The sequence below is a fragment of the Paenibacillus tianmuensis genome, assembly GCF_900100345.1.
Classification (GTDB): Bacteria; Bacillota; Bacilli; order Paenibacillales; family NBRC-103111; genus Paenibacillus_G; species Paenibacillus_G tianmuensis.
Genome location: NZ_FMTT01000005.1, coordinates 130,707 through 153,078, shown reverse-complemented (window position 1 = coordinate 153,078; position 22,372 = coordinate 130,707). Strand labels below are relative to the sequence as shown.

Here is a 22,372-nt window from a genome sequence, read left to right as displayed (position 1 = left end):
AAGAATGGAGTTGTCCCACATGTCTTTCGACGGTCTCGTCGTTCACAGTCTGGCCCGCGAGCTGCAATGCTGCGTCGGGGCCCGAATCAATAAAGTGCAGATGCCATCGGAAAACGATATCGTCCTGCAAATCCGCGCGGCCGGCCGCAACCTGAAGCTGCTGCTGTCCGCCAATCCCACCTACCCCCGGGTACACCTCACTGAGCAGAGCTTCCTGAATCCGCTGGAAGCGCCCATGTTCTGCATGCTGCTGCGCAAGCACTGCGAGGGAGGCATCATCGAAGCGATCGAGCAGCCTGGTCTCGAACGGATATTGCAGCTGAACATCCGGCAGCGCGACGAGCTCGGGGACCTCAGTCTCAAAACGATCGTCGTGGAGATTATGGGCCGCCACAGCAATATTATTTTGAAGGATCCGGTGACCGGGATCATTACCGACGGCATTCATCACGTCACGCCGGCGATCAGCAGCTACCGCATCGTCATGCCGGGCAGCGTCTACACGCCGCCGCCGGAGCAGCACAAGCTGCTTCCGTTCGGAATGAGCGAGGAGCGTTTCACCGCTCTCCTTGCCGAAGCGGCCGAGGCGGCCGATGAGCCCGCTTCCACGCGCTTCTGGGAGCAGGCGCTCGTCGGGCATTTTAGCGGGTTCAGCCCGCTCGTCGCCCGCGAACTTGTATACCGCGCCGCCAATGGAGGCCTGCCTCTGCCGTCCGAAATGTCCGCGAAGCTGTGGGCTCCGTTCCGGGAGCTCACCGAAAAGCTGGAAGCCGGAGCGACGGAGACGGTTATTGTCGAAGAAGCGTCGACGGGCAAAACGTTCTTCTCCATTACGGAGCTGAGCCACGTGCAGGGCGAGACGCAGCGCTTCGCTTCGATCAGCGTCTGCCTCGAAGCGTATTACGGAGACAAGGCGGAGCGGGATACCGTGAAGCAGCGTGTAGCCGATCTGTTCCGGCTGCTCAGCAACGAACGCAGCAAAAACATCAAAAAAATGGAAAAACTGGAAGATACGATGGAGGGCGCCCGCGGAGCGGACCGCTTCCGCATCCTTGGCGAGCTGCTTACCGCTTCGCTGCACCAAATCCGTAAAGGCGACAAGCAAATCGAGGTTGTGAACTATTACGATGAAGAGCAGCGTCCCGTCACGATCGAGCTTGATCCGCTGTTAACGCCGTCCGAGAACGCCCAACGGTATTTCAAAAAGTATACCAAAAGCAAAAACAGTCTGATCGCCGTTCAGCAGCAGATGACCGAGGCTCGCGAGGAAATCCGTTATTTGGACAATTTGCTGCAGCAGCTTGCCAGCGCAGGACTGGCCGATATCCAGGAAATCCGTGAGGAGCTGACGGAGCAAGGCTACGTGCGGGACCGCGGCAAAAAAGGACGCAAAAAAAAGCCGAACCAAAAGCCGGCTCTGGCCTGCTACACTTCAAGCGAAGGCATCCCGATCTATGTCGGCAAAAATAACACGCAGAACGAGTACTTAACGAACCGGCTCGCCCATTCCGGCGATACATGGCTGCATACGAAAGATATTCCGGGCTCTCACGTCGTCATTCGCAGCGCCGAGTACGGCGATGCGACGCTGCACGAAGCGGCTCAACTTGCCGCCTGGTTCAGTCAAGCCAAGGAATCGAGCCAAGTACCGGTCGACTATACGCTCATCCGGCACGTGCGCAAGCCTGGCGGCGCCAAGCCGGGATTCGTGATCTATGATCATCAAAAAACGCTGTTCGTCACGCCCGACCAGGGGAATATCAAACAGATGCCGGTAGCCATAAAGTAAGCCCGTGCAGCGAGCAAGAGCACCTGAATCCGCAGTCTTGCGGACAGGTGCTTTTTCATTTAGGCAGTGCCGGAAATTCAATAACGATAGTTTTCCCAAAATAAAAACCGCCCTTCGGCGGATACGGTTCCGCTAGAAGGACGGTCTGTCGTTTAAAAGGTAAAGATGAGGTTCCTACAAGCCTAAGCGCTTGCGCAAATAACTTTCGAACGGTCCGCGCAGCTCCTCCCGTTCCAGTGCCATCTCGATCGTCGCTTCAAGGTAACCCAGCTTGTCGCCAACATCAAAGCGCCGGCCCGGTACTGGAAACATCACCATTTGCCGCTGCCGGTTCAGCGCCTGCAGGGCGTCGGTCAATTGAATCTCGCCGCCACGGCCAGGCTCGCTGTGCTCGAGTATATTGAAAATATCCGGAGTCAGAATATACCGCCCGATAATCGCCCAGTTGGACGGGGCTTGCCCGCGTTCCGGCTTCTCGATCAAGCCGTCGATATAACGATGCGAATGCTGCCCCGCCAAGGGCGAGATGATCCCGTATTTGTCCACGTCGTCCCAAGGCACTTCCTGGCAAGCGATCACCGACGTGTTCGTCGCCTCATGCAGGTCGATCATTTGCTTCAGACAAGGCGGCTCCGATTGAATGATATCGTCTCCAAGCAGCACGGCAAACGGCTCATTGCCAATAAACTTGCGGGCGCAGAGCACCGCGTGACCGAGCCCGAGCGGCTGCTTCTGACGAATGTAATGAACGTCAGCCAGATTCGATACGGACCGTACGATGCCGAGCAGCTCCTGATTTCCTTTTTCTTCGAGAATGGCCTCAAGCTCCACCGATTTGTCGAAATGGTCCTCGATGGCCCGCTTGTTGCGCCCGGTAATGACCATGATGTCTTCAATACCGGACGAAATGGCTTCCTCTACGATATATTGAATCGCCGGCTTGTCGACGATCGGCAGCATCTCCTTCGGCTGCGCTTTGGTGGCCGGCAAAAATCGGGTACCGAGGCCCGCAGCCGGAATAATCGCTTTGCGTACGGTCATGACCGCATCCCCCTTCGTTCGAATAGCCGATCTACGATGTCCGCAGCGACGCGGCGCGCCCCGATCGGCGCATGGAACACGACGCCGCCCCGTTCGCCATGGTAATCCGACCCCGCCGTTACCAACAAACCGTGTTCGGCAGCCAGCGCTTCATAATGCGCTTCCTGCTCCGGCGTATGGTCGGAATGGAATGCTTCCACACCAACGAGTCCCACTTCTGCAAGCAGCGGGATCAGCTCGTCCTGCCCGTACAGCCCCGGATGCGCCAGCACCGGGGCTCCCCCGGCCTCCAGAATCCACTCCACCGCCTGCTGCGGCGTGATGCGGGGCGGATTCACATAGGCTGCCGCCCCTTTGGCCAAATAACGGTCAAACGCTTCGGCCATCGAGTTTACATACCCTTTGCGCACCAAAGCATCCCCGATATGCGGACGGCCTACGGTGTCGCCCGCTTTTTTCGAGGTCCGCAGCGATTCGAGCACGTCGTCCATCGAGACGGACAGCCCCAGCTCTTGAAGCTTGTTCACGATCATTTCGTTGCGCCGATTGCGCACTTCTCTCAGCTCCGCAAGCCTCGACAGAAACCGAGGGTCCGTATCGTCGATCCAGTAACCGAGCACATGAATGTCCTGTCCGGCATGGACAGTGCTGATCTCCACGCCCGGCACGACGGCGATACCGTACTTCAAGCCCGCTTCCATCGCCTCCCGGAGTCCGCCGACCGTATCATGGTCGGTGATTGCTACCGCTGCGAGCCCCGCCTCGGCAGCCAGCCTGACATTGTCGGCGGGCGGCCTCGTACCGTCCGAGGCCAACGTATGCGTATGTAAATCTGCAAATGCCATAGAACCACAGACCTCCCTTTTTTTCTCATAAAAGTCTTTTATAACCACTGGCTTAAATCGCGCTCCCGCAAAAAGGTCATGAAGGTCACGGCCGAGATGGGGAGCAGCGTAGAGCTTAAATATATGGCATGAAAGCTGCGGGCGAAGGAAACCCCTTCGACGTTCTTTACCTGCAATACGCCGAGCGCGGCTTCATGCTTAACGGAGGATTGAGATACGATCGAGATGCCGAGTCCGGCCTCTACGGCCGATTTCACCGCCCCTGTACTGCCAAGCTCCATCACAATTTTCAAGGCGGACACATCGCAGCCGGCCCGGGCCAGCTCCTCCTCCATCACCTTGCGCGTTCCCGACCCCTGCTCCCGCAAAACAAACGGATACTTTGCAAGCTCCTCCAGCCCGATCTGCTCACGCTCGGCAAGCGGGTGAAGCCTCGGCACGATCAGCTTCAATTCGTCATTCAACACAGCTTCCGTATGCACGTCCGGATGATTCACCTCGGCCTCCACTAAGCCGAAGGTCAACTGATGACTGAGCACTTCCTCCAAAATTTGCTTCGTATTGATGACCTTCATGCTGACGGAGATGCTCGGGTATTCTTGCCCGAACGGTCCGAGCAGCCGGGGCAAAACATATTCCCCCACCGTTAAGCTCGCGCCCAGATGCAGCCGGCCTTCCAGCATATGCGTGAATTTGGACATCCGAATGTCGGTTTCCCTCATCAGCTCAATGCTGCGAGACGCGAACGGCAGCAACGTCCGGCCAGCTTCGGTCAGCTCGACCCGTTTGGTCGACCGCACGAACAACTTCGTCCCGAAATAGTCCTCAAGCGACTGTACCTGCATCGTCACCGCCGGCTGTGTCATGTGCAGCGCCTGCGCGGCATAGGAGAAGCTCCCCTTCTCCGCAACGGTATGAAAAATATGAAGCTGGTGAAAGTTAAGCGCCATAACGATTCCTCCACAAGCGTTGTAGCCCCATTATATAAGAAAACCTTAATCGAAGCTATTCAAGGATGCGCGACCGAAAATCAGCGGTAGGTTTTCTTGTGGGCGGGAAAGCGCCAAAAAGCATGCCGGATTCCCGGCATGCTCGAATCTTTGCATCTTATCTTCGTTTACGGCTGTTCTTGATCAGCGTCATGCGCCGCGAATGGCGAAGCCAGGAATAATAGGAGCGCAAATCCCGCAGCTCCATCGTCTCCGACATCCTTCCGAGGAACGTGACGACGATCATTTTATACGCCTCCGCTTCCACCGCCGATTCCGAAGCGTCCAGCTTGACAAATTCTGCGACCATGACCAAATCCTCATCGATCAGGTAAACATCCTGCTCGTTTTTGTAGTAGGGTTGGATCGAGTTCGACTTCAGCTTGCTCCACAAAAAAGCCGTAATGTCGTGAAAGCCTGTCTTCTCCGTTTCCACTCGATCGACCCATCGACTGCGAGCGTGATGGGTGACGACGATATCCGCAATCGGCTTGCCTCTAAGCAGCCCGTTGCGCGATACTTTTTTTTGTTCCCGGCCGTCGACTTTCCCTCCGTTCAACTTCCCAACCCCTTTCCTACAAAAATAGTTCCGTTACCCTATGTACACATCAAGCCACCTATTATTTTGCCTTATTCCAACTCGAGAATCAAATTAAAAAAACTTTAGAAACCCGGAGCCAGAACTTGCTGCTTGCCTAGGGTGCGCATGCCAAAAAAAGAAAAGAGCTTCTGCGCACAGAAGCTCCTTTCCTATCGTAAGCTATGATCGTATATTCGCTCCGAGATTATAGGGAATAGAACCTTGTCTTATCCGGAACGTTGCTGTTATACTCAGTTTTGATCTCGTTTCGATACGAGCGTTCCACTTTTTTTACAAACGGCAGCTTTTGAAGCTGCTTCACCGTTTCGTCCAGACGGCTGGAATAAACGTACATCGCGGCATAGTGCAGTCTTTTGGAAATAAAATGGATATTACCATATTTCTCCAAATGCTTGCCGGCCGCTTTCAAATCGCTTACCCAGACAATAATGCCGCTTCGCTCGGTAAACATGGACAATGACCTTCTTTCTGTTTGCTATAGAATCAGGAAAGGACGGATGAACGATGGTTGCACCGGAAAATGAATTGTTAGTCGAAATCTCCCGCGGATCAATGACCGAAAGCGTACACCGTGGCCATATCGCCGTGGTGGATAACGAGCGGAAACTGTTGGCGTATGCCGGGAATCCGGAATTTTACACGTTTGCCCGCTCGACGGCCAAACTGCTGCAAGCCATCCCGCTGCTGGAAGCCGGCGGAAGCGAGCGATTCGGGCTGACGTCATCGGAGACTGCGCTGCTTTGCGCCTCGCACGGAGGGGAACCGGAGCATGCGGCAACCGCTCTGGAGATTTTACGAAAGCTGGGACTGAATGAAAGCGCTCTAGGCTGCGGCCCGCAGGAGCCGATGTATAAGCCCGCGGCCGATGCGATAAAGCGGGAGCGGCGCGAACCCGGACAGCTTCATAACAACTGCTCCGGCAAGCATGCTGGTATGCTGGCGCTTGCCAAGCTCATGAATGTTCCTATACAACAGTATATCGCACCCGAGCATCCTGTCCAGCAAAAAATGCTCCGAACGGTCGCCGATATGTGCGGGGTCCCGCCGGAAAGCATCACGCTTGGAACCGACGGCTGCGGAGTCCCCGTATTCGCCGTCCCGCTGGCCTCGCTCGCATTCGCTTACGCGCGGCTCGGGCGGCCGGACGGCCTTTCTCCGGAGCGGGCGGAGGCTTGCCGTACGATGATCGGAGCGATTCGGCAAGCGCCTTTCTATGTAGCCGGCAGCGAAAGATTCGATACCCGCCTCGTCGAGCTGACACAAGGCCGCATCATTGGCAAGATGGGGGCCGAGGGCCTATATGCGGCCACCGTGCCGGAGCAGGGCATCGGCATTGCGGTCAAAATCGAAGACGGCGCCGAACGCGCAATCTATCCCGCCGCAGCCGAAACGCTGCTCCAACTCGGTTTGCTTAACGCCGAAGAGGCCGCGCAGCTTGCCAGCTTCCACCATCCGGCGGTGAACAATCGCCGCGGCGATCAGGTTGGCATCGTCCGACCGGTCTTCCGTCTTCATCGCGTCTAAAGCAAGGGCCCGGGATATCCCCGGGCCCTTTTTATCGCTTGTTAACCGCACTTGCCACTGCAGCTTCCTCCGGAGGAGCAGCCTACACCGGCTGCAAGCGGATCGTTCGAAGGCACCTTGATCGTATCCGATACGGAACGTGCGATGATCTCCGATACGTCGTACAGCAAGTTATCCAACCGTTTCTCCGCTTCCTTGAAGCGCAGGACGGATTCTACGGCATCAAGCCGTTCCTGAACCGCCTTGACCCGGTCAAGTGCCTCATGATAGTTCGGATGAAAATGTCCGAAGCGTTCGCACTCCTCGAACAATTCCTTGGCTTTCGCAAACTCCTTCACCAACTGCCGAACTTCCTCGTCTGCATCCTTGCGCTGTTTCCAATATAAATAATCCGCTGTTTCTGCGGAGAACTTGATGCGGTCAGCCAGCTCATATGACCCAAGCAGTATGGCAGACATGTCGAGCGTATGCGTCTCCGTTACCGCCATGCGGCAGCACCGTCCTTTCATTCGGGTATGATGCGTCAGACCATGTCAGACATGTTTATCATACCATACTCGAGGACAGTCGTGCTGAATTAATATTTATCGTTTATCCCGGGAAGAATCAGCCGCATTTCCTGCCACTCCTCCGCCAGCCAGCGTACCTCCGACGTTTCGTCCTGCGCGCCGCCTGACAAACCGAGTCCGGTCATGCACCAGGTTCCCCGCGTTTCCTGCACTTTGCGGGGAACGATGCGAAAGTCGGCGCCATTTTTGCGGATTTGCAACACCGACCGCATCTCGATCGCCTTTTCAACGATTTCTTTGCGGGTCGATACATGATAGTTCCGATAATCTCGAAGCCACGTCGGCGGAATATCCTGCAAAGAAGGATAAACGTCGGAGGTTTCCGGCAGCCGTGTCTGCAGTCTGAGGAAACCGACGGAATTTCTCGAGTAAATAAGCCCTTTGTCCAGCGGCTCGACGGTATGCAGCTTCTTTACGGATACGGTCTGTTCGGCAGACAGCTTCGGGAAGCGGCTTGCTCTCATTTCCCCATCCGTTTCCGTTTGAGCCGCCGGGAAAGCAGGCAGCCCGGGCATAAAGCCCGCTTTTTCCAAAGCAACAGCAAGCGGCTTTGCGTCTGCGGCCGCAATAAGAAAATCCCTCCCATTCAGCATTTCCTTCACGTACGGGGAAGCGGCTGGCAGCTTGGCTACCGTTCGGGCGGTTTCATCATCGGCGCAGCGAAGCAGCAGCGCTTGGGTAAAGACGGTTTTGCCGTACGGCTTCGCCCACTGCCCGATGCTTAACCGGACATGGTCCGGTACGCCGTAGAGCGCGTGACGCTCCAGAAAATCGCATATTTCCGCAGCCGTGCGGCCATTCTCCAGAGCCCGTTTGACGCTTTCCTTCGACAATTTATAGACACTTACCTGATCCCGCGCCACCAGATCGGCCAAGCAGCAAAGCTCCCAACGCACTTTGCCCGCGACATCCGGGGGCACCAGAAGTTCAAAATCAGGCTGAACCATTAAGCCGCCGTCTTCTGCTTCGTCCTCCCCAGCCAGCTCATCTCGCAAACCGAGTGGAAACGTCCATCGGTAGGTTACCGGCCCGCCGATCGGATCGGAGCCTTGCTCCAGAAATCCCAGCGCAGCGAGCGGCTCCAGCCACAGCCTGAGCAAATACCGGGTGCGCTCGGCTCTTTCCCCGCACTCCAACGTCCCCGGCAGTAGACCGAACGTCTCCAACCGTTCCAGCAGTTGCTCCGCCGTTATCCATGTCCCGTCGGTTACGCGCTCCAGAAGGCACACGGCGTGCTGCTGCCACGCCGCGGCAGGAAGCGCCAGCGTTTTCCAAAGAGAGTACAAACGGCGCATCTGCGCAGCCAGCGGCTTGTCCAGAAAAGCGTCTACTGCTTCGACGCCCAGCTTAAGCTCCTCGTCTTCCGAAACGACAAGCTGCAGCCGCAAAAGCATATCCAGCACCAACGCAATTTTCGGGGAATACGTATCGGCATACGCATATTTCAGCGAAAGCGGCTCAAGAGCTTCTTCCCGGAGCCGCACCCGTTCGGACAATTTCTGAAGCTGCTTTTTGTGCAAAGTTCCGTTTTTGGTCAGCTTTAGCCCCTGTTCTGCGGCAAGCACCATCGTATAAAACAAATCGCGGGCCAGATTCGGCTCGGCGGGCAGGGCCGGTGCCGGGCTCAATCCTGCGCTTCCCGGCGACTCGCCGAGCCCGGAGGACATTTCGGGAAATAGAACCGACTGCCAGCAGGCAAATCCGTCCTCCGGCATTAAATACAAAGGCTCGCCCCATGTTTTGAGAAATGAAAATACGATGCCCTTGCGAAGCAATCCGGCCAGACCCATTTTTACCTCAGCCCCGGACAAGGGGCCGACTGCCGCCCGCTCCAATTCCGCATCGTCGAACGGCTCGCTGCTAATTCGCCGCACAACCGCCTCAAGCACCGTACGCTCGGAACGGCTCAGCCGGTTGCAAACGGTCTCCATCACGACGGGATCGGTCCATATTTGACAAAGAGAGGCTCCTTGTCCAAGCCATGGCGCGTAGATCGTTTCCGCTTCCAGCTGGCTCTTCAGCTCGCGGGGCATCCGCATCAGCAACTGCGCGTAATTCATATCGAGACCGCCTCCTTCGATCCGTCCGCCCATTCGATCCGGTAGCGGTAACCCTGCTCGATCAAGAACAGCTGCCGGTTCAGCGCAAACTCCTGCTCTTTCGTATCCTCGCTGACGAGCGTATAGAAGACCGCCCGGTTCGTGCCCGCCTTGGGCCGCAATATCCGTCCGAGCCGCTGCGCTTCTTCCTGTCTCGACCCGAAGCTCCCTGATATTTGGATCGCCACTGTCGCATCGGGCAGATCGACCGCGAAGTTGGCCACTTTGGATACAATCAGCGCCGGAACCGCCCCGCTGCGAAAGCCGGAATACAGCGCTTCCCGCTCCTCATAAGGCATTTCACCGCTTATCATCGGAAGCTTCGTAGCTTCCGCAAGCTGGCGAAGCTGCTCCAAGTATTGGCCGATAATTAAAATTTGCTCGCCGTCATGTTTGCTCAGCAGATCGCGGACGACCTTCAGCTTGTCCGGGTTGACACTGGCTTCCCGCATTTTATGTCTTGGCGCCGCGGCGAAGTAAGCTTCCTTCTCTTTCTCCGCCATCGGAACCCGGATCTCGACGCACTCGACCGAGGCAATCCAGCCTTGCGTCTCCAACTCCTTCCACGGCATCTCGTAGCGCTTGGGTCCGACCAGCGAAAACACATCCTCCTCCCGGCCGTCCTCCCGAATCAGCGTCGCCGTCAAGCCGAGCCGGCGCGTCGCCTGAATGTCCGCCGTAACACGAAACACCGGAGCCGGAAGCAGATGCACCTCGTCGTAGACGATCAAGCCCCAGTCGCGTTTGTTGAACAGGTCCATATGGATGAACGGATCATCTTTTGATTTGCGGTACGTCAAGATTTGATACGTGGCCACCGTAATCGGGCGCACTTCTTTTTGCATTCCCGTGTACTCGCCGACCAAGTCTTCCGTAACGTCCGTTTTCTCCAAAATTTCCCGTTTCCACTGCCGTACCGAGGTGCTATTCGACGTCAAAATAAGCGTCGCGCAGTTTAGCTTTCCCATCACGGCGATGCCGATCACCGTTTTCCCTGCGCCGCAGGGCAAGACTAGCACACCGCTGCCTCCATGCAGGCTCCCTTCCCGATAAAAGGAATCGACCGCCGACCTCTGATATTCCCGCAGCTCGAACGCCTGCTCACCAGCCTCCTCCGTCCGGAGGCGGATAGGAAGCGATTCGCCCCGGCTGTAGCCTGCCAGGTCTTCAACCGGAAAGCCAAGCTTAACGAGCTCCTGCTTGAGAAGCCCCCGATACCGGGCGGAAAAACGTAGCGTCTGCGAATCGACCTGACACAGCCCGTACGACCGCAAGGAACGGAAAGAAACCATCTCCTTGATCGCTTCCACGTCTTTCGAGATGAGAAGCAGATCGTCGCCCAGCCTTTCCATGCGAACAAGACCGTACCGCTCGACGAAGCGCCGGATATCTTGTTTTACGCCGGTCGGAACGCCGAATTTCGCATGACGGTCCAAGAAGCCGATAATCTCCTCGGACGTCAGCCCGGCCGCCGCGGCATTCCAGAGAGAAAGCGACGACATGCGGTACGTATGGATGTTTTCCGGGGACTTGACGAGATCCGCAAACTTGGCGAGTCCGGCCCGCGCTTCTTCGAAAGACGGGTGCCGTACTTCCAGCAGCACGCAAAAGTCGGTTTGCGCGATCAATGGGCGGTCTTTATGAAATGTCATATACCGATCCCTCCACATATAGCTGTCAGTTTTAGTATGAGGGTTGGAAGGGGGATTTAAACATTCGCCGAACAGTCTCATCGAATACTACGGGAAGGGAGCCCGTCAATTCACGAAGTCGAAGCTGACTGAAAAAACGGTCCAGGCGCATTTGCCCGGACCGTTCGTTTTTTCCGGCCGATACCTACTTTATTAGATTAATGAGTACCGCTGACATCCATATGGTCCAGCTTGCGGGTTTCTTTGTTATACGTGGAGTTTTGAATCCGTTCCTGCAGCTTTTCGTAATACAGGTCTTCATCGATCGGAAGATCGACCCAATTGTCGGTCCAGGAGGACAGGTACATCGCGTTCGAAAGAGTCAGTCCTTTGATCCCTTCTTCTCCAGGGGCCAGCAGCGGTGTGCCTTGCAAAATATGATCGATGAAATTTTGCGTAATCCCTTTGTGCTGCGATCCTTCCGAGGAGCTTACCGGAATCTCGCATTTCCAGCATTCCGGCGCACCGAAGCCGCCCTTGAAATCGCGATTGAACTCAGACTCCGGCACCCGCAGCCGCCAGAACGTCAGTTTGCCGTCTTCGATGACGATTTTGCCGCGGTCGCCGCTCACTTCGAACCGGTTCGTACCCGGGGCTTCGCCGGTCGTGGTCACGAACAAGCCGGTTGCTCCATTCTCGTATTCCACATAAGCGGTCACGTCGTCCTCCACTTCGATATTGCGGTATTTCCCGAAATGGCAAAACGCGCGAACCCGTTTGGGCATCATATCGATCGTCCACTGCCACAAATCGAGCTGGTGCGGATCTTGGTTAAGCAGAACGCCTCCGCCTTCCCCTGCCCAGGTCGCCCGCCAGCCACCGGAATCGTAATAGCTCTGCGAGCGGTACCAGTTCGTAATGATCCAATTGGTGCGGCGAATTTCGCCAAGCTCTCCGGAGGAGACGAGATCGCGCAGCTTTTGGTACAACGGGTTCGTGCGCTGATTGTACATGATGCCGAATGCTTTTCCGGACCGGGCGGCAGCTTCGTTCATCTCGCGAACCTGTTTCGTATAGACGCCTGCCGGCTTCTCGACCAGCACATGATAGCCATGCTCGAATGCCGCAATCGCCAAGCCGGGGTGATCATAGTGCGGCGTACAGATGAGAACGGCATCGAAAGCTTGCGAAGCGAAAAACGAATCCGGATTATCAAACAGCTGGAACCGGTCTCCGTACTGCTGGCGAACCCATTCCAACCGCTCCGGGTTCGTATCCACAATGGCGGTCAGCTCGCCTCCGGCCACTTCATTTTTGGCAAAATAATTTGTATGGCCCTTTCCCATATTGCCGATTCCGATAAGTCCGAATCGCACCTTGCTCATCGTTTCCCCGCCTCTCATGACATGTTCTTACCTATAGTTAGCCTTCTTTTCGACTCTTTCATTATATAATGCACACGTGAACAAAACAATAAAAAAAATCGTTCCTCCGGCCTTATGGACGAAAGAACGATTGTTGATTAATGCACCGTTTGCTTATCTTGCTCGGAAATTTGACTGAGCGCTTCGCCCGCTTCATCCTCGAACTTGTCGCGGACGGCCAGGTCTCCGATGGATACGATCCCGACCAGATCGCCGCTTTCCACCACTGGCAGCCGGCGGATTTGCTCTTTAGCCATAACTTTGGCCGCTTCGTCCACCGTTGTCTCAGGCGGGACGGAAACAACTCTTTCGCTCATTACCTGCTTAATCGCCGCGGACCCTTCCCGCTTCTCCGCATAGCCGCGGATGACAAGATCCCGGTCCGTCAATACCCCGATGAGCTTCTTCCCCTCGACGACGGGAATAAAGCCCGTATCCTCCTGCTTCATCTTAACGGCCGCCTCGTATACGTTATCCTTCAACGTGACCGTCGAACAATCGGTCGTCATAATTTCCCGAAGCGTTCTGGTACTCATGGCAAACACCCTCCTGAGAAAAGGAATTGGCAGCCTGTTGCCGAAACTCTCCGCCAGGCCGCTGCACACTTAGAATCCCCTTTCCCCCGGCTTCCCATTCGTCCCGCCCGTTGTTACTTCCCGGGAGACGGAGTCAAGCTTTCGTCCCATTTTCCTTCATATAATCTTGGACCATGGCGATAAATAACCGGGCGGCGTGTTCCATCGACGTTTCGTCAATATCGAATCTAGGATGGTGTTGCGGATGCACGATGCCCTTCGCTTTATTGGCCGAGCCTACAAACATAAAACAACCTGGAATTTTTTCCAAATAATAGGCATAGTCTTCGCCAGCCATAATGAGCGGCGCCGTCCGTCCGGCTTCCGTGCCGATAGCCCATGCAGCCGCGCGGTAAAACCGTTCCGCTTCCTTCGCATCGTTGACAACGGGAGGATAACCAAGCTTGTAGTCGAGCGTGTAGGCTGCCCCGTTCATCAGACATGTCTGTTTTACGATCGTCTCCAGCCGCTCTTTCACTTGCATGCGCAGGGCGGGGTCATAAGTCCGTACCGTCCCTTCAAGCACGGCGGATTCGGCAATCACGTTGAAGCTCGTTCCGCTGTGTATCGATCCCACGCTGACGACACAGGGCTGTACAGGGTCGACACTGCGGCTCACAATCGACTGCAAATTGACAACCAGCTGCGAGGCGATGTATACGCTGTCCACCGTCTCATGAGGCAGTCCGCCGTGACCGCCCTTTCCTTTGATCTCGATCACAAACTCATCCGCCGCCGCCATGATCGGACCGGGCTTGCAATAAGCCGCTCCGACCTCAAACGATGTCCACAAATGAATGCCATAAATGACATCGACCCCGTCGAGCGCGCCTTCCTCGATCATCCCTAACGCCCCGCCAGGGGATATCTCTTCGGCCGGCTGAAAAATAAATATGATGCTGCCGCTCAGCGTTTCCCGGTGGCTGCTAAGGGTCTTGGCGACGCCGAGCAAAGTGGACGTATGGGCATCATGACCGCAGGCGTGCATCACTCCCGGTACCGAAGAGGCGTACTCGCAGCTTTTTTCATCCTGAATCGGCAGCGCATCCATATCGGCTCTCAGCGCCACCGTCGGCCCGTCCGATGCTCCGCGCAGCTTTGCCACGATCCCGTGCCCGCCTACGCCCGTCCGAACCTCCAGCCCCCACTGCTTCAGCAAGTCCGCAACGAAAGCCGCGGTCGCCGATTCTTCGAACGAAAGCTCGGGATGGCGATGCAAATAGCGGCGCCAAGCGATCATATCGGGCACTAACGCTTGCAGCGTTTCTTCTATCGATTTCATAGGGTACCCCTCCGTCTCTTCTTGCCGCTGTCCGGCACATTCAAATTAGCGATCGCTGAAATGTAATATCATTTTATCAAATCCTTTAAACGGTTTCATCCATGCGTCACAAGAATTTCACAACTTTATTCGGGCGGGAATTTTCCCTCCGTGCATTAGGCTTGCACAAGAAAGGGAAACATACTATCATGAATAAAGGGTTAACCGTAGAGTCGAGGTACATATATCTAGGAGGGTTTTGTTGTGATCATTGAAAATAGCGGAATTAAAGGCATAAAAAGCGACCTTGCGCATTTGGACGAAGTGATGGAGCAGCTCGGCTTCGTGCGTTGGCAATGGGAATATTACCGCGCTACGTACGATCTGCAACTGCCGGATCGTGAATCTACGAGCGATTATTTCTTGCGCATCAATACCCGCGTAGAATCCGGAAAGCTGGAATCGCCTTATGCCATTCTTTATGTCGAGGATGTCTATATCGGCCAAGCGACGTTCCCGCACGGCCTCAACTATCAGGCTGCCATTCCGGATTACATTATGAAAACGGTTAGCGGCAAGCTTGCTGAACTAAAAGTCAAGCTGACTCAATAGACGGAGGCCTTATGACTGCCCCGCGACGAGGAACGCCTGATTTTCTGCTGCTCTTCTTGACGTTTTCGCTCGTGTGCTTCGGGTTGGCGTTTGTTTTTAGCGCAAGCATGACGTATAGAGCTAACGATCCCGGGCACTTGGCGGTAAAGCAGGCGATATTTGCCGGTGTCGGGACGATCGTCATGTTTTTTTGCATGAATGTGGATTTCCGGAAATTTCAGAAGTGGGTCATACCGGCTCTTTTCGTTGTTTCGGGGCTTCTTCTGCTCGTTCCGCTTGTCGGTAAAGATAAGAACGGCGCTACGAGTTGGCTTAAGTTCTCCGGCTTCTCCCTGCAACCGACCGAATTCGCCAAGCTTTTGATTATCGTTTATTTGGCTTCGATTATCAGCAAAAAAGGCGACCGGTTCCAGGACTTCAAACGGGGACTTATGCCGCCGCTCGTCGTGATCGGTTTCATCTCCGCGCTGATTATGATGCAGCCCGATTTCGGTTCCACGATGGTGCTGCTCCTTTGCGCCATGTTAATTATCATTGTCGGAGGGGCGCAGCTCAAGCATGTATTTTATTTGGGCGCCGGCGGAGCCGTGTTCATGACCATGGTGGGCATGATTTTTTACATCGCCACAGAGGGGAACAGCCATCACTTCACGCGGTTCACAGCTTTTTGGGACCCAACCAAAGATCCGAATGGAACCGGCTTTCAACTTCTGCAATCGCTGTATGCGTTCGGACACGGCGGCCTGACGGGAGCCGGCTTCGGACAAAGCGTGCAGAAGCTGCACTATTTGCCGGAGGCGCACAACGACTTTATTTTTGCAATTATAGGAGAAGAGCTCGGTTTCATTGGCACCCTCCTCTTTTTGCTAGTCTATCTCGCTTTTCTATGGCGCGGGTTGATCGTAGCGCTCCGCTGCCAGGACCCCTTCGGCATGCTGCTTGGCGTAGGGATTGTCGGAATGATCGGCGTTCAGGCGTTCGTCAACATGGGCGGAGTCACCAATACGATTCCGATGACCGGCGTCACGCTGCCGCTGATCAGCTATGGCGGCACCTCGATGCTGACAACACTGGCCGGCCTCGGTATTCTGCTCAGCATATCCAGAGAGTACAATAAGCCGGAAAAAGAACGGGAAACGAAAAAGAGAGCCTGATTCAAGGCTCTCTTTTTTGCTTTTACTTGACCCGGTTATTCGGGTCTTCCACGATGGCTTTCTCTTCCTCGCGAAATGCGACGCCCTCAACCTTAATATTGACTTCAACGACCGTCAGACCGGTCATGTTCTCCACCGCATCGCGTACATTTTCTTGAAGATCTCGACAAACCTCATGGATTTTACTTCCGTAATTCACAATGACTCGAAGATCAATAGCCGTTTCCACTTGCCCCACTTCCACCGAAACGCCCTTCTGTACGTTTTTGCCGCTCAGACGCTTCGCCAATCCTTCGGAAATGCCCCCCGACATATCGGCAATCCCTGGAGTCTCCAGCGCAGCCAATCCTGCAATAGTCGCTACGACGTCATCTGAAATGCGGATAAGACCTGTTTGAATTTCTTCGCTCATGAGGATCACTCCTTCAAGGATTATAGCTCTATTGTAATAACTTCCAAGCTGGAATGCAAATGTACCGCGCAGCCATTTGACAGCATTCGACATCGACTGAATTCACAGGAGCTGCCAGACGTAACAAGCCGTCGTCATCCCGCCGGAAATGATCTCTAAATGGCCTTGACCGACCCGCCATCGACATAGAAGACCGATCCGGTCATGTAGCTGTTGCGCGGCGAAAGCAGGAATGCGGCCGTGGCAGCCAGCTCCTCCGGTTCGCCGTAGCGGCTGAGCGGAATGTCCTTGATCATGCTTTCCCGTATCTCTTCAACCGTTACCCGGTCGCGGGCCGCTTTGGCCGAATCCAGCTCGACCAGACGATCCGTGCTAATCCGGCCGGGACATACGGTGTTCAGCAAAATTCCGTCGGGACCCCACTCGACCGATAGCGTCTTCATTAGACCGACAATCCCCGTTCGCAGCGTATTGGATAGCACCAGACCGGGAATCGGCACTTTCACCGACGATGAGGCGATCGTGACGATTCGTCCACCCTGCTCCTTCATCAGCGGATGGAAGCCTTTGGCAAGCCTGACAACGCTCATGAGATTCACTTGAATGGCATGGAGCCATGCTTCCTCGTCCAGCGATAGGAAGCTGCCGCTCGGCGGCCCTCCCGCATTGCACACGAGAGCGTCAACCCGGCCGAAACGGTCGGCCGCCTGCTGGACGAGCCAGCCGATTTGCTCGGGGCTGCTTAGATCAACAGCCATACCTGCAGCCGATACTCCGTATTTTTGCCCTAACTGAGCGGCTACGTTGCATACGGCCTGCTCATCCCGGCTACAGAGCAACAAATCGGCTCCTTCCGCCGCCAGCTGCTCGGCGATCGCCCGGCCCAATCCCTTGCTGGAAGCGGTGACAACAGCTTTTTTACCTTTTAAATATAGATCCATAAAAATCTCCTCCCTAAAGTATTTGCTTCGTCCGAAAATTGTTTATATTTAGAATAGATTTTATTCGAGTTAGGTATACTTTACCACATGAGGTGATCCTTTTGAAACGCTACGGCTTTACGATCGGTCTGCTTGCAAGCTTCGCCCTAAGCACAGTGGCTCGCTATGTCGGAGCTCCCACATTTAGCCCAACGGTTCAATTCTTCATCTCGGCGGTAGCGATCGTCTTTGTCGCCGGTTTCTTGGGAAAAGCTACGGAAAGCGTGGCGCATTATGCCGGCGAAAGACTGGGCGGTTTTTTGAACGCGACGTTCGGCAATGCCGCGGAACTCATCATCGCCATCTTTCTCGTGAAAGACGGGATGTTCGATATCGTCAAAGCCAGCATCACCGGCTCCATTATCGGGAATATGCTGCTGGTGCTCGGACTTAGTGTGCTGCTCGGCGGATTGAAATTCAAGGAACAGACCTTCAACGTAAAATTGGCCGGTCACAACGGATCGCTCATGCTATTGGCCGTTATCGCGCTGTTCATTCCTGCGGCTTTCGCCCGGAGCTTCACCACTCAGGAAACGTCCAATCTGAGCATCATCGTATCCGTGATCCTGATCATTGCTTACCTGCTCTGGCTCGTTTTCTCCATGATCACGCACAAAAATGAGCTTTCAGACGAAGTCATCGAGCACGGGGAAGCCGCATGGTCCAAAGGCTTATCTATCGTATTTTTGATCGTCGCCACCACCATGGTCGCCTTTCAGAGCGAATGGCTCGTGCATACGCTGGAGCCGTTCAGCCGTCAATACGGACTGTCCGAGCTGTTCGTAGGCGCCTTCCTGATTGCCATCGTCGGCAATGCCGCGGAACACAGCGCGGCCGTTATCATGGCCCGGAAAAACAGAATGGGCGCCGCCGTCGAAATTGCGGTCGGCAGCAGCCTGCAAATTGCGCTGTTCGTCGCGCCTGTGTTGGTGCTGCTCTCGCTCCTTTTCGGGAAAACGATGGATCTCGTCTTTACGACCTACGAGATCATAGCCATCGGCGTAGCCGCGTTTATCGCCAAATCAATCTCCAAAGACGGAGCCACAACGTGGTTCGAGGGCGTGCTGCTGCTGGTTGTCTATATCATTCTCGGCATTGCGTTCTTCTTGGTATAGAAGCCATAAGATACAAAAAAACAAAGAGTAACCTTCCCAACGAAGGTTACTCTTTGTTTTGACTCATTGCCTCGTAGAGCTGGGCCATATTCCGTTCCAGCTTCATCAAGATTTGTTTGCCCGCCGTCTCGGTAACCAGCTCCGCCCGGATCGCAAAGTCAATCTCCCGCGACAACCCGTAAACTTGCGTATCTAATACCTCTTCATACAGAGGACATTTGCGCGTGGTCAAGTTTTCCATCTGCACTTCGATTAGCTTCTCGATCTTGTCCGCATCTTCTTGCAGCAGATGCAGGGCCTTCTGCGACAAGCATAGCAGCACATCCGACGACATGGTGCTCCCCCCCTGTAATCCAACCATTTGCGTTCACCGGCGGTTCACCCGACGAACATGCGGCCCCGGTTCTTATCCGAAGCAGGCGCTTAAACGCCGATAGTTTTATATTAGTCGAAAACGGCGCAATACACAAGTCGATAGACCAAGATAGACGCCGCCCTTGAGAATTATTCTCAAAAAAATGAAATAAAGGCATCTTCGCCCGCGCGAAAATGCCTTTATCTGGAAACCATATGAATTAGTCTTGAATGCTGTTGATCTTAAGACCGTGCTTTTCGAACACTTCGGCCATCGCTTTTTTCGCTTCGTCGACATCCGGACCGTGAACATGAAGATCATAGTTGCTGGATGTGAGCAGCGTCGTAAACAAGCCGAGGATGCTCTTGACATCGATGTACTTGTTATCATACTGCAGAACAATGGAAGATCTGAATTTATTGGCGGTTTGAGAAATTTCAACGATTGCGGCGTTATTAGCGTTTGACATACAAAATCCCTCCATGCGTCTAGTGACGGACAAAATAAATCGCTTTCTTCAAATATGATACCGTGGAAGGGAATAACATGCAACACTATTTTCGTGTCGATTACTTTAAATTTTCCGGGTTAAGCCCTTCCAGCTCCGGAATGACGAAACGTCCGTCCTTGCGAATCAGCCGGTCGTCAAAATAAATCTCGCCCCCGCCAAATTCCGGCCGCTGAATAAGCACCAGGTCCCAATGAACGGCGGATCGGTTGCCGTTGTCCGCCTGCTCGTACGCTTGGCCAGGCGTGAAGTGAAGGCTGCCGTCGATTTTCTCGTCAAACAACGTATCCTTCATCGGGTATAAAATATGCGGGTTGAACCCGAGGCTGAATTCCCCGATATAGCGGGCGCCTTCGTCCATGTCGAGAATTTTGTTTAGCCGGGCGGTATCGTTCGCGGTTGCCTCGACGATTTTGCCGTTCTCGAACCGGAAGACGACGTTCTCGAACGTAATTCCGGAATTTTCGGAAACCGTATTATAGGCGATGACGCCGTTCACGGAATCGCGTACCGGGGCGGTATACAGCTCGCCGTCCGGGATGTTGCGGCGGCCACAGCATTTGACGGAGCCAATGCCTTTGATCGAGAAGGAAATGTCCGTTTCTCCCGGTCCGACGATGCGCACACGGTCGGTCCGGTTCATCAGCTCCTGAAGCGGAGTCATCGCATCGGACATTTTAGCGTAATCCAGGTTGCAGACGTCGAAGTAGAAATCTTCGAATTTTTCCGTGCTCATGCCGGCAAGCTGTGCCATAGAAGCATTCGGGTAACGCAGCACGACCCAGCGCGTATGCTTGATCCGCTGCTCCATGTGCACCTTTTGGCTGTAAATTCGTTTGTAAAGCATCATCTTATCCTCAGGCACGTCAGACAGCTCGCTTACGTTTTCGCCGGCGCGAACCGCAACGTAGCAATCCATATCCTTCATTCGAGACAGGTGCATATCGGCCCAATGCTCCAGGAACTCGGTCGTCGCAGAACGCAGCACTGCCGCCGTAATCGCATAGTCCGTCAGCTCCACGTAAGGATGGCCGCCGCGGGCATGCACCTCCTGTACGAGACATTTGACGATTTCCCGCTCGGAGCCGATCATCTCGATCAACACCCTTTCACCGGGCTGCACATTCAAAGAATAACCTACAAGATTACGAGCCAGTTGCTCTAAACGGGGGTCACGCATCGAATCTTCTCCTTTTTCCATAGCAATGTTAAAATTTGCTGCCGCTTTTGGTCCATTTGTTTTTGTAATAATTTCCGATGATCAGCAGGACGAAAAACAAGGCTAATGCGGCAAAAAGTCTTCCTTTATACCGGCCGAGATGGAGCAGGTCGTGCCCGATTACCGATTCAAGAAAGATCATCGGCGCTTTGCCGATCAGCGTGCCGATCACAAAATCCCTTGGTTTGACCTTCATGGCCGCAGCGCCCAGGTTGATGCCGAAGGAAGGAATCACCGGAATAATCCGGCTGGCTGCGATATACCAAAGTCCGTGCCGCTCCAGTCTCCCGCTCCATTGCTCGATGAAATCGTACTTCGCGAGCTTGCCCTGCACCCATGCCCTTCCGTAATTTCTTGCCACATAATACGCAATAAACGCTCCAAGGCAAGCAAACACATAGTTGACCAGAAACCCTCGCCACAACCCGAAAATCAAGACGTTAGCCCCGGCTACCAAGACAAAAGGCACAACGGGAAACAGCGTCTGCAGCAAAACGAGCAGCGCCCCCGCAACATGACCTATCCATCCGAGAGATTGGAGCGCTTCCGACAACTGGTGGACATTCCAATTGGCCAATGGTCAAGCCTCCCTTCGCATATCATATTGTACCAGAAATTGCTTCCGATCACGAACCTGTTGGAGCGATAGTTTGCAACAAAAGCAGCTTTTCGTATGCCGGTTCTCGCATTCCTACGCTTGACACGAACATATTCATCTTATAAAATAAGAAGTCGAGAATAAGCATCGGAATTACTGCTCTGGCAGCCCGTGCTTATGGTGGAAGCTTGCGTCACCCTCTGTAAGATTTTGCTGCCGACAGGACCGCGGCTGGTTCTTCTTGTCGGGTGCGGATCGTTAAGAAACGCTTCAGGCAAAATCGGGCACACGCTTCACCCGTTTATTAACTTAACCAAATTATTGATAAAAGGAGCTTCCCAACTTATGGCACGCTACACTGGTCCTAAATTTAAATTAAGCCGCCGCCTCGGCATTTCCTTGAGCGGTACTGGTAAAGAATTGAAACGTCCTTTCCCTCCGGGGCAGCATGGTCCGGGACAACGCAAGAAACTGTCCGGCTACGGCGTTCAATTGCAAGAAAAACAAAAACTTCGCCACATGTACGGCTTGAACGAGAAGCAATTCCGCAACCTGTTCAACAAAGCTACCAAGCTCCAAGGAATCGCGGGCGAAAACTTCATGTTCCTGCTTGAAAGCCGTTTGGACAACCTCGTATACCGTCTGGGCTTCGCCAACTCCCGCGCCGGCGCGCGTCAATTGGTTTCCCACGGTCACGTAACGGTGAACGGCAAGAAAGTCGACATCGCTTCCTACACGGTAAGCACGGGCGACGTTATCGGCCTTCGCGAGAAAAGCCGCAACCAGTCTTCCGTTAAAGAAGCTTTGGCAAACCGCAACTACCTGCCGGCTTACCTCGAATTCAGCGAAGGTGCATTGGAAGGCAAGTATGTTCGTTGGCCTGAGCGCTCCGAGCTCGCTCAAGAAATCGACGAAAAACAAATCGTCGAGTTCTACAGCCGCTAATTTTTAATCGTACAAGGGCTGCTTTGCAAACAGGGAAACCTGCTGCGAAGCAGCTTTTTTGCGTCGTAACTCTACTCTCCCCTGCCGGAATCCCGAAAAAAGGATGCTTCCGCCGAAGTCGATACG

23 protein-coding genes are annotated in these 22,372 nt (G+C 54.5%); 6 read left to right on the top strand and 17 right to left on the bottom strand.

The features are described 5' to 3' along the window. Positions 1-19: 19 nt before the first annotated feature. Positions 20-1,789 (top strand): Rqc2 family fibronectin-binding protein, encoded by a 1,770-nt coding sequence (locus BLO51_RS05420; protein WP_090667968.1) that lies wholly within the window; start codon positions 20-22, stop codon positions 1,787-1,789. A 174-nt stretch (positions 1,790-1,963) separates the two neighbouring features. On the opposite strand, the gene galU is transcribed toward BLO51_RS05420, so the two are convergent. The 5 genes from galU to BLO51_RS05395 form a co-directional block, all read right to left on the bottom strand. Beyond that, positions 1,964-2,830, bottom strand: a complete 867-nt coding sequence (galU, locus tag BLO51_RS05415; protein ID WP_090667966.1) for a UTP--glucose-1-phosphate uridylyltransferase GalU — start codon at positions 2,828-2,830, stop codon at positions 1,964-1,966. Continuing rightward, a complete protein-coding gene (locus BLO51_RS05410; protein WP_090667963.1) occupies positions 2,827-3,675 on the bottom strand; it encodes a PHP domain-containing protein in 849 nt (282 codons plus the stop codon). The genes galU and BLO51_RS05410 overlap by 4 nt, the downstream gene beginning before the upstream one ends. A 38-nt stretch (positions 3,676-3,713) precedes the next feature. Then, complete coding sequence (locus BLO51_RS05405) at positions 3,714-4,625, bottom strand: selenium metabolism-associated LysR family transcriptional regulator (RefSeq protein ID WP_090667960.1); 912 nt, start codon at positions 4,623-4,625, stop codon at positions 3,714-3,716. A 157-nt stretch (positions 4,626-4,782) separates the two neighbouring features. Then, complete coding sequence (locus BLO51_RS05400) at positions 4,783-5,223, bottom strand: hypothetical protein (protein ID WP_090667957.1); 441 nt, start codon at positions 5,221-5,223, stop codon at positions 4,783-4,785. Positions 5,224-5,449: 226 nt separating this feature from the next. Beyond that, positions 5,450-5,716, bottom strand: coding sequence for a YlbG family protein (locus BLO51_RS05395; RefSeq protein WP_090667952.1), 267 nt, complete (start codon positions 5,714-5,716; stop codon positions 5,450-5,452). A gap of 53 nt (positions 5,717-5,769) precedes the next feature. Here BLO51_RS05395 and BLO51_RS05390 point away from each other — a divergent pair, with 53 nt between their 5' ends. After that, entirely contained in the window at positions 5,770-6,789 is a 1,020-nt protein-coding gene (locus BLO51_RS05390; RefSeq protein ID WP_090667949.1) for an asparaginase, read from the top strand. Positions 6,790-6,830: 41 nt separating this feature from the next. Here BLO51_RS05390 and BLO51_RS05385 read toward each other — a convergent pair whose 3' ends face one another. The 6 genes from BLO51_RS05385 to BLO51_RS05360 form a co-directional block, all read right to left on the bottom strand. Continuing rightward, complete coding sequence (locus BLO51_RS05385) at positions 6,831-7,277, bottom strand: YlbF/YmcA family competence regulator (RefSeq protein WP_090667946.1); 447 nt, start codon at positions 7,275-7,277, stop codon at positions 6,831-6,833. Between the two features lie 89 nt (positions 7,278-7,366). Next, positions 7,367-9,418 (bottom strand): helicase-associated domain-containing protein, encoded by a 2,052-nt coding sequence (locus tag BLO51_RS05380; RefSeq protein ID WP_090667943.1) that lies wholly within the window; start codon positions 9,416-9,418, stop codon positions 7,367-7,369. Next, a complete protein-coding gene (locus BLO51_RS05375; RefSeq protein ID WP_090667939.1) occupies positions 9,415-11,109 on the bottom strand; it encodes a DNA repair helicase XPB in 1,695 nt (564 codons plus the stop codon). The genes BLO51_RS05380 and BLO51_RS05375 overlap by 4 nt, the downstream gene beginning before the upstream one ends. 197 nt (positions 11,110-11,306) lie before the next feature. Continuing rightward, entirely contained in the window at positions 11,307-12,473 is a 1,167-nt protein-coding gene (locus BLO51_RS05370; protein WP_090667936.1) for a Gfo/Idh/MocA family protein, read from the bottom strand. 137 nt (positions 12,474-12,610) lie between these two features. Further along, positions 12,611-13,048, bottom strand: a complete 438-nt coding sequence (locus BLO51_RS05365; RefSeq protein WP_090667933.1) for a CBS domain-containing protein — start codon at positions 13,046-13,048, stop codon at positions 12,611-12,613. A 133-nt stretch (positions 13,049-13,181) separates the two neighbouring features. Then, positions 13,182-14,369: a M20 family metallopeptidase gene (locus BLO51_RS05360; RefSeq protein WP_090667931.1), complete on the bottom strand. Its 1,188-nt coding sequence runs from the start codon at positions 14,367-14,369 to the stop codon at positions 13,182-13,184. Between the two features lie 243 nt (positions 14,370-14,612). Here BLO51_RS05360 and BLO51_RS05355 point away from each other — a divergent pair, with 243 nt between their 5' ends. After that, positions 14,613-14,960 carry a YugN family protein gene (locus tag BLO51_RS05355; protein WP_090667928.1) on the top strand — a complete coding sequence of 116 codons (348 nt, stop codon included), beginning with the start codon at positions 14,613-14,615 and terminating at the stop codon, positions 14,958-14,960. 11 nt (positions 14,961-14,971) lie between these two features. Beyond that, complete coding sequence (gene ftsW, locus BLO51_RS05350) at positions 14,972-16,114, top strand: putative lipid II flippase FtsW (protein ID WP_090667923.1); 1,143 nt, start codon at positions 14,972-14,974, stop codon at positions 16,112-16,114. Between the two features lie 22 nt (positions 16,115-16,136). Here the strand turns inward: ftsW and BLO51_RS05345 are convergent, their stop codons facing one another. Next, on the bottom strand, positions 16,137-16,526 hold the full coding sequence (locus BLO51_RS05345) for an Asp23/Gls24 family envelope stress response protein (RefSeq protein WP_090667919.1): 390 nt from the start codon (positions 16,524-16,526) through the stop codon (positions 16,137-16,139). A 155-nt stretch (positions 16,527-16,681) separates the two neighbouring features. Further along, complete coding sequence (locus tag BLO51_RS05340) at positions 16,682-17,467, bottom strand: SDR family oxidoreductase (protein ID WP_090667916.1); 786 nt, start codon at positions 17,465-17,467, stop codon at positions 16,682-16,684. Positions 17,468-17,568: 101 nt separating this feature from the next. Between BLO51_RS05340 and cax the strand changes: the two genes are divergently transcribed. Continuing rightward, positions 17,569-18,621 (top strand): calcium/proton exchanger, encoded by a 1,053-nt coding sequence (gene cax / locus BLO51_RS05335; protein ID WP_090667913.1) that lies wholly within the window; start codon positions 17,569-17,571, stop codon positions 18,619-18,621. A 46-nt stretch (positions 18,622-18,667) separates the two neighbouring features. Here cax and BLO51_RS05330 read toward each other — a convergent pair whose 3' ends face one another. The 4 genes from BLO51_RS05330 to BLO51_RS05315 all read right to left on the bottom strand — a co-directional run bounded on the left by BLO51_RS05330 (position 18,668) and on the right by BLO51_RS05315 (position 21,280). Further along, positions 18,668-18,955: an Fpa/YlaN family protein gene (locus tag BLO51_RS05330; RefSeq protein WP_090667910.1), complete on the bottom strand. Its 288-nt coding sequence runs from the start codon at positions 18,953-18,955 to the stop codon at positions 18,668-18,670. A 241-nt stretch (positions 18,956-19,196) separates the two neighbouring features. Further along, positions 19,197-19,445, bottom strand: a complete 249-nt coding sequence (locus BLO51_RS05325; protein ID WP_090667907.1) for an HPr family phosphocarrier protein — start codon at positions 19,443-19,445, stop codon at positions 19,197-19,199. A 100-nt stretch (positions 19,446-19,545) separates the two neighbouring features. After that, a complete protein-coding gene (locus tag BLO51_RS05320; RefSeq protein ID WP_090667904.1) occupies positions 19,546-20,664 on the bottom strand; it encodes an aminopeptidase in 1,119 nt (372 codons plus the stop codon). Between the two features lie 28 nt (positions 20,665-20,692). Further along, a complete protein-coding gene (locus BLO51_RS05315) occupies positions 20,693-21,280 on the bottom strand; it encodes a TVP38/TMEM64 family protein (protein ID WP_090667900.1) in 588 nt (195 codons plus the stop codon). Positions 21,281-21,646: 366 nt separating this feature from the next. Between BLO51_RS05315 and rpsD the strand changes: the two genes are divergently transcribed. Next, on the top strand, positions 21,647-22,246 hold the full coding sequence (gene rpsD, locus BLO51_RS05310) for a 30S ribosomal protein S4 (RefSeq protein ID WP_090667897.1): 600 nt from the start codon (positions 21,647-21,649) through the stop codon (positions 22,244-22,246). Positions 22,247-22,372 lie beyond the last annotated feature (126 nt).

Excerpts from the sequence above, each read along its gene's own strand:
- BLO51_RS05420 (WP_090667968.1), top strand. The coding sequence starts at position 20 with ATGTCTTTCGACGGTCTCGTCGTTCACAGTCTGGCCCGCGAGCTGCAA.
- galU (WP_090667966.1), bottom strand. The coding sequence starts at position 2,830 with ATGACCGTACGCAAAGCGATTATTCCGGCTGCGGGCCTCGGTACCCGA.
- BLO51_RS05410 (WP_090667963.1), bottom strand. The coding sequence starts at position 3,675 with ATGGCATTTGCAGATTTACATACGCATACGTTGGCCTCGGACGGTACG.
- BLO51_RS05405 (WP_090667960.1), bottom strand. The coding sequence starts at position 4,625 with ATGGCGCTTAACTTTCACCAGCTTCATATTTTTCATACCGTTGCGGAG.
- BLO51_RS05395 (WP_090667952.1), bottom strand. The coding sequence starts at position 5,716 with ATGTTTACCGAGCGAAGCGGCATTATTGTCTGGGTAAGCGATTTGAAA.
- BLO51_RS05390 (WP_090667949.1), top strand. The coding sequence starts at position 5,770 with ATGGTTGCACCGGAAAATGAATTGTTAGTCGAAATCTCCCGCGGATCA.
- BLO51_RS05385 (WP_090667946.1), bottom strand. The coding sequence starts at position 7,277 with ATGGCGGTAACGGAGACGCATACGCTCGACATGTCTGCCATACTGCTT.
- BLO51_RS05380 (WP_090667943.1), bottom strand. The coding sequence starts at position 9,418 with ATGAATTACGCGCAGTTGCTGATGCGGATGCCCCGCGAGCTGAAGAGC.
- BLO51_RS05375 (WP_090667939.1), bottom strand. The coding sequence starts at position 11,109 with ATGACATTTCATAAAGACCGCCCATTGATCGCGCAAACCGACTTTTGC.
- BLO51_RS05370 (WP_090667936.1), bottom strand. The coding sequence starts at position 12,473 with ATGAGCAAGGTGCGATTCGGACTTATCGGAATCGGCAATATGGGAAAG.
- BLO51_RS05365 (WP_090667933.1), bottom strand. The coding sequence starts at position 13,048 with ATGAGTACCAGAACGCTTCGGGAAATTATGACGACCGATTGTTCGACG.
- BLO51_RS05360 (WP_090667931.1), bottom strand. The coding sequence starts at position 14,369 with ATGAAATCGATAGAAGAAACGCTGCAAGCGTTAGTGCCCGATATGATC.
- ftsW (WP_090667923.1), top strand. The coding sequence starts at position 14,972 with ATGACTGCCCCGCGACGAGGAACGCCTGATTTTCTGCTGCTCTTCTTG.
- BLO51_RS05345 (WP_090667919.1), bottom strand. The coding sequence starts at position 16,526 with ATGAGCGAAGAAATTCAAACAGGTCTTATCCGCATTTCAGATGACGTC.
- BLO51_RS05340 (WP_090667916.1), bottom strand. The coding sequence starts at position 17,467 with ATGGATCTATATTTAAAAGGTAAAAAAGCTGTTGTCACCGCTTCCAGC.
- BLO51_RS05330 (WP_090667910.1), bottom strand. The coding sequence starts at position 18,955 with ATGTCGTCGGATGTGCTGCTATGCTTGTCGCAGAAGGCCCTGCATCTG.
- BLO51_RS05325 (WP_090667907.1), bottom strand. The coding sequence starts at position 19,445 with ATGTCAAACGCTAATAACGCCGCAATCGTTGAAATTTCTCAAACCGCC.
- BLO51_RS05320 (WP_090667904.1), bottom strand. The coding sequence starts at position 20,664 with ATGCGTGACCCCCGTTTAGAGCAACTGGCTCGTAATCTTGTAGGTTAT.
- rpsD (WP_090667897.1), top strand. The coding sequence starts at position 21,647 with ATGGCACGCTACACTGGTCCTAAATTTAAATTAAGCCGCCGCCTCGGC.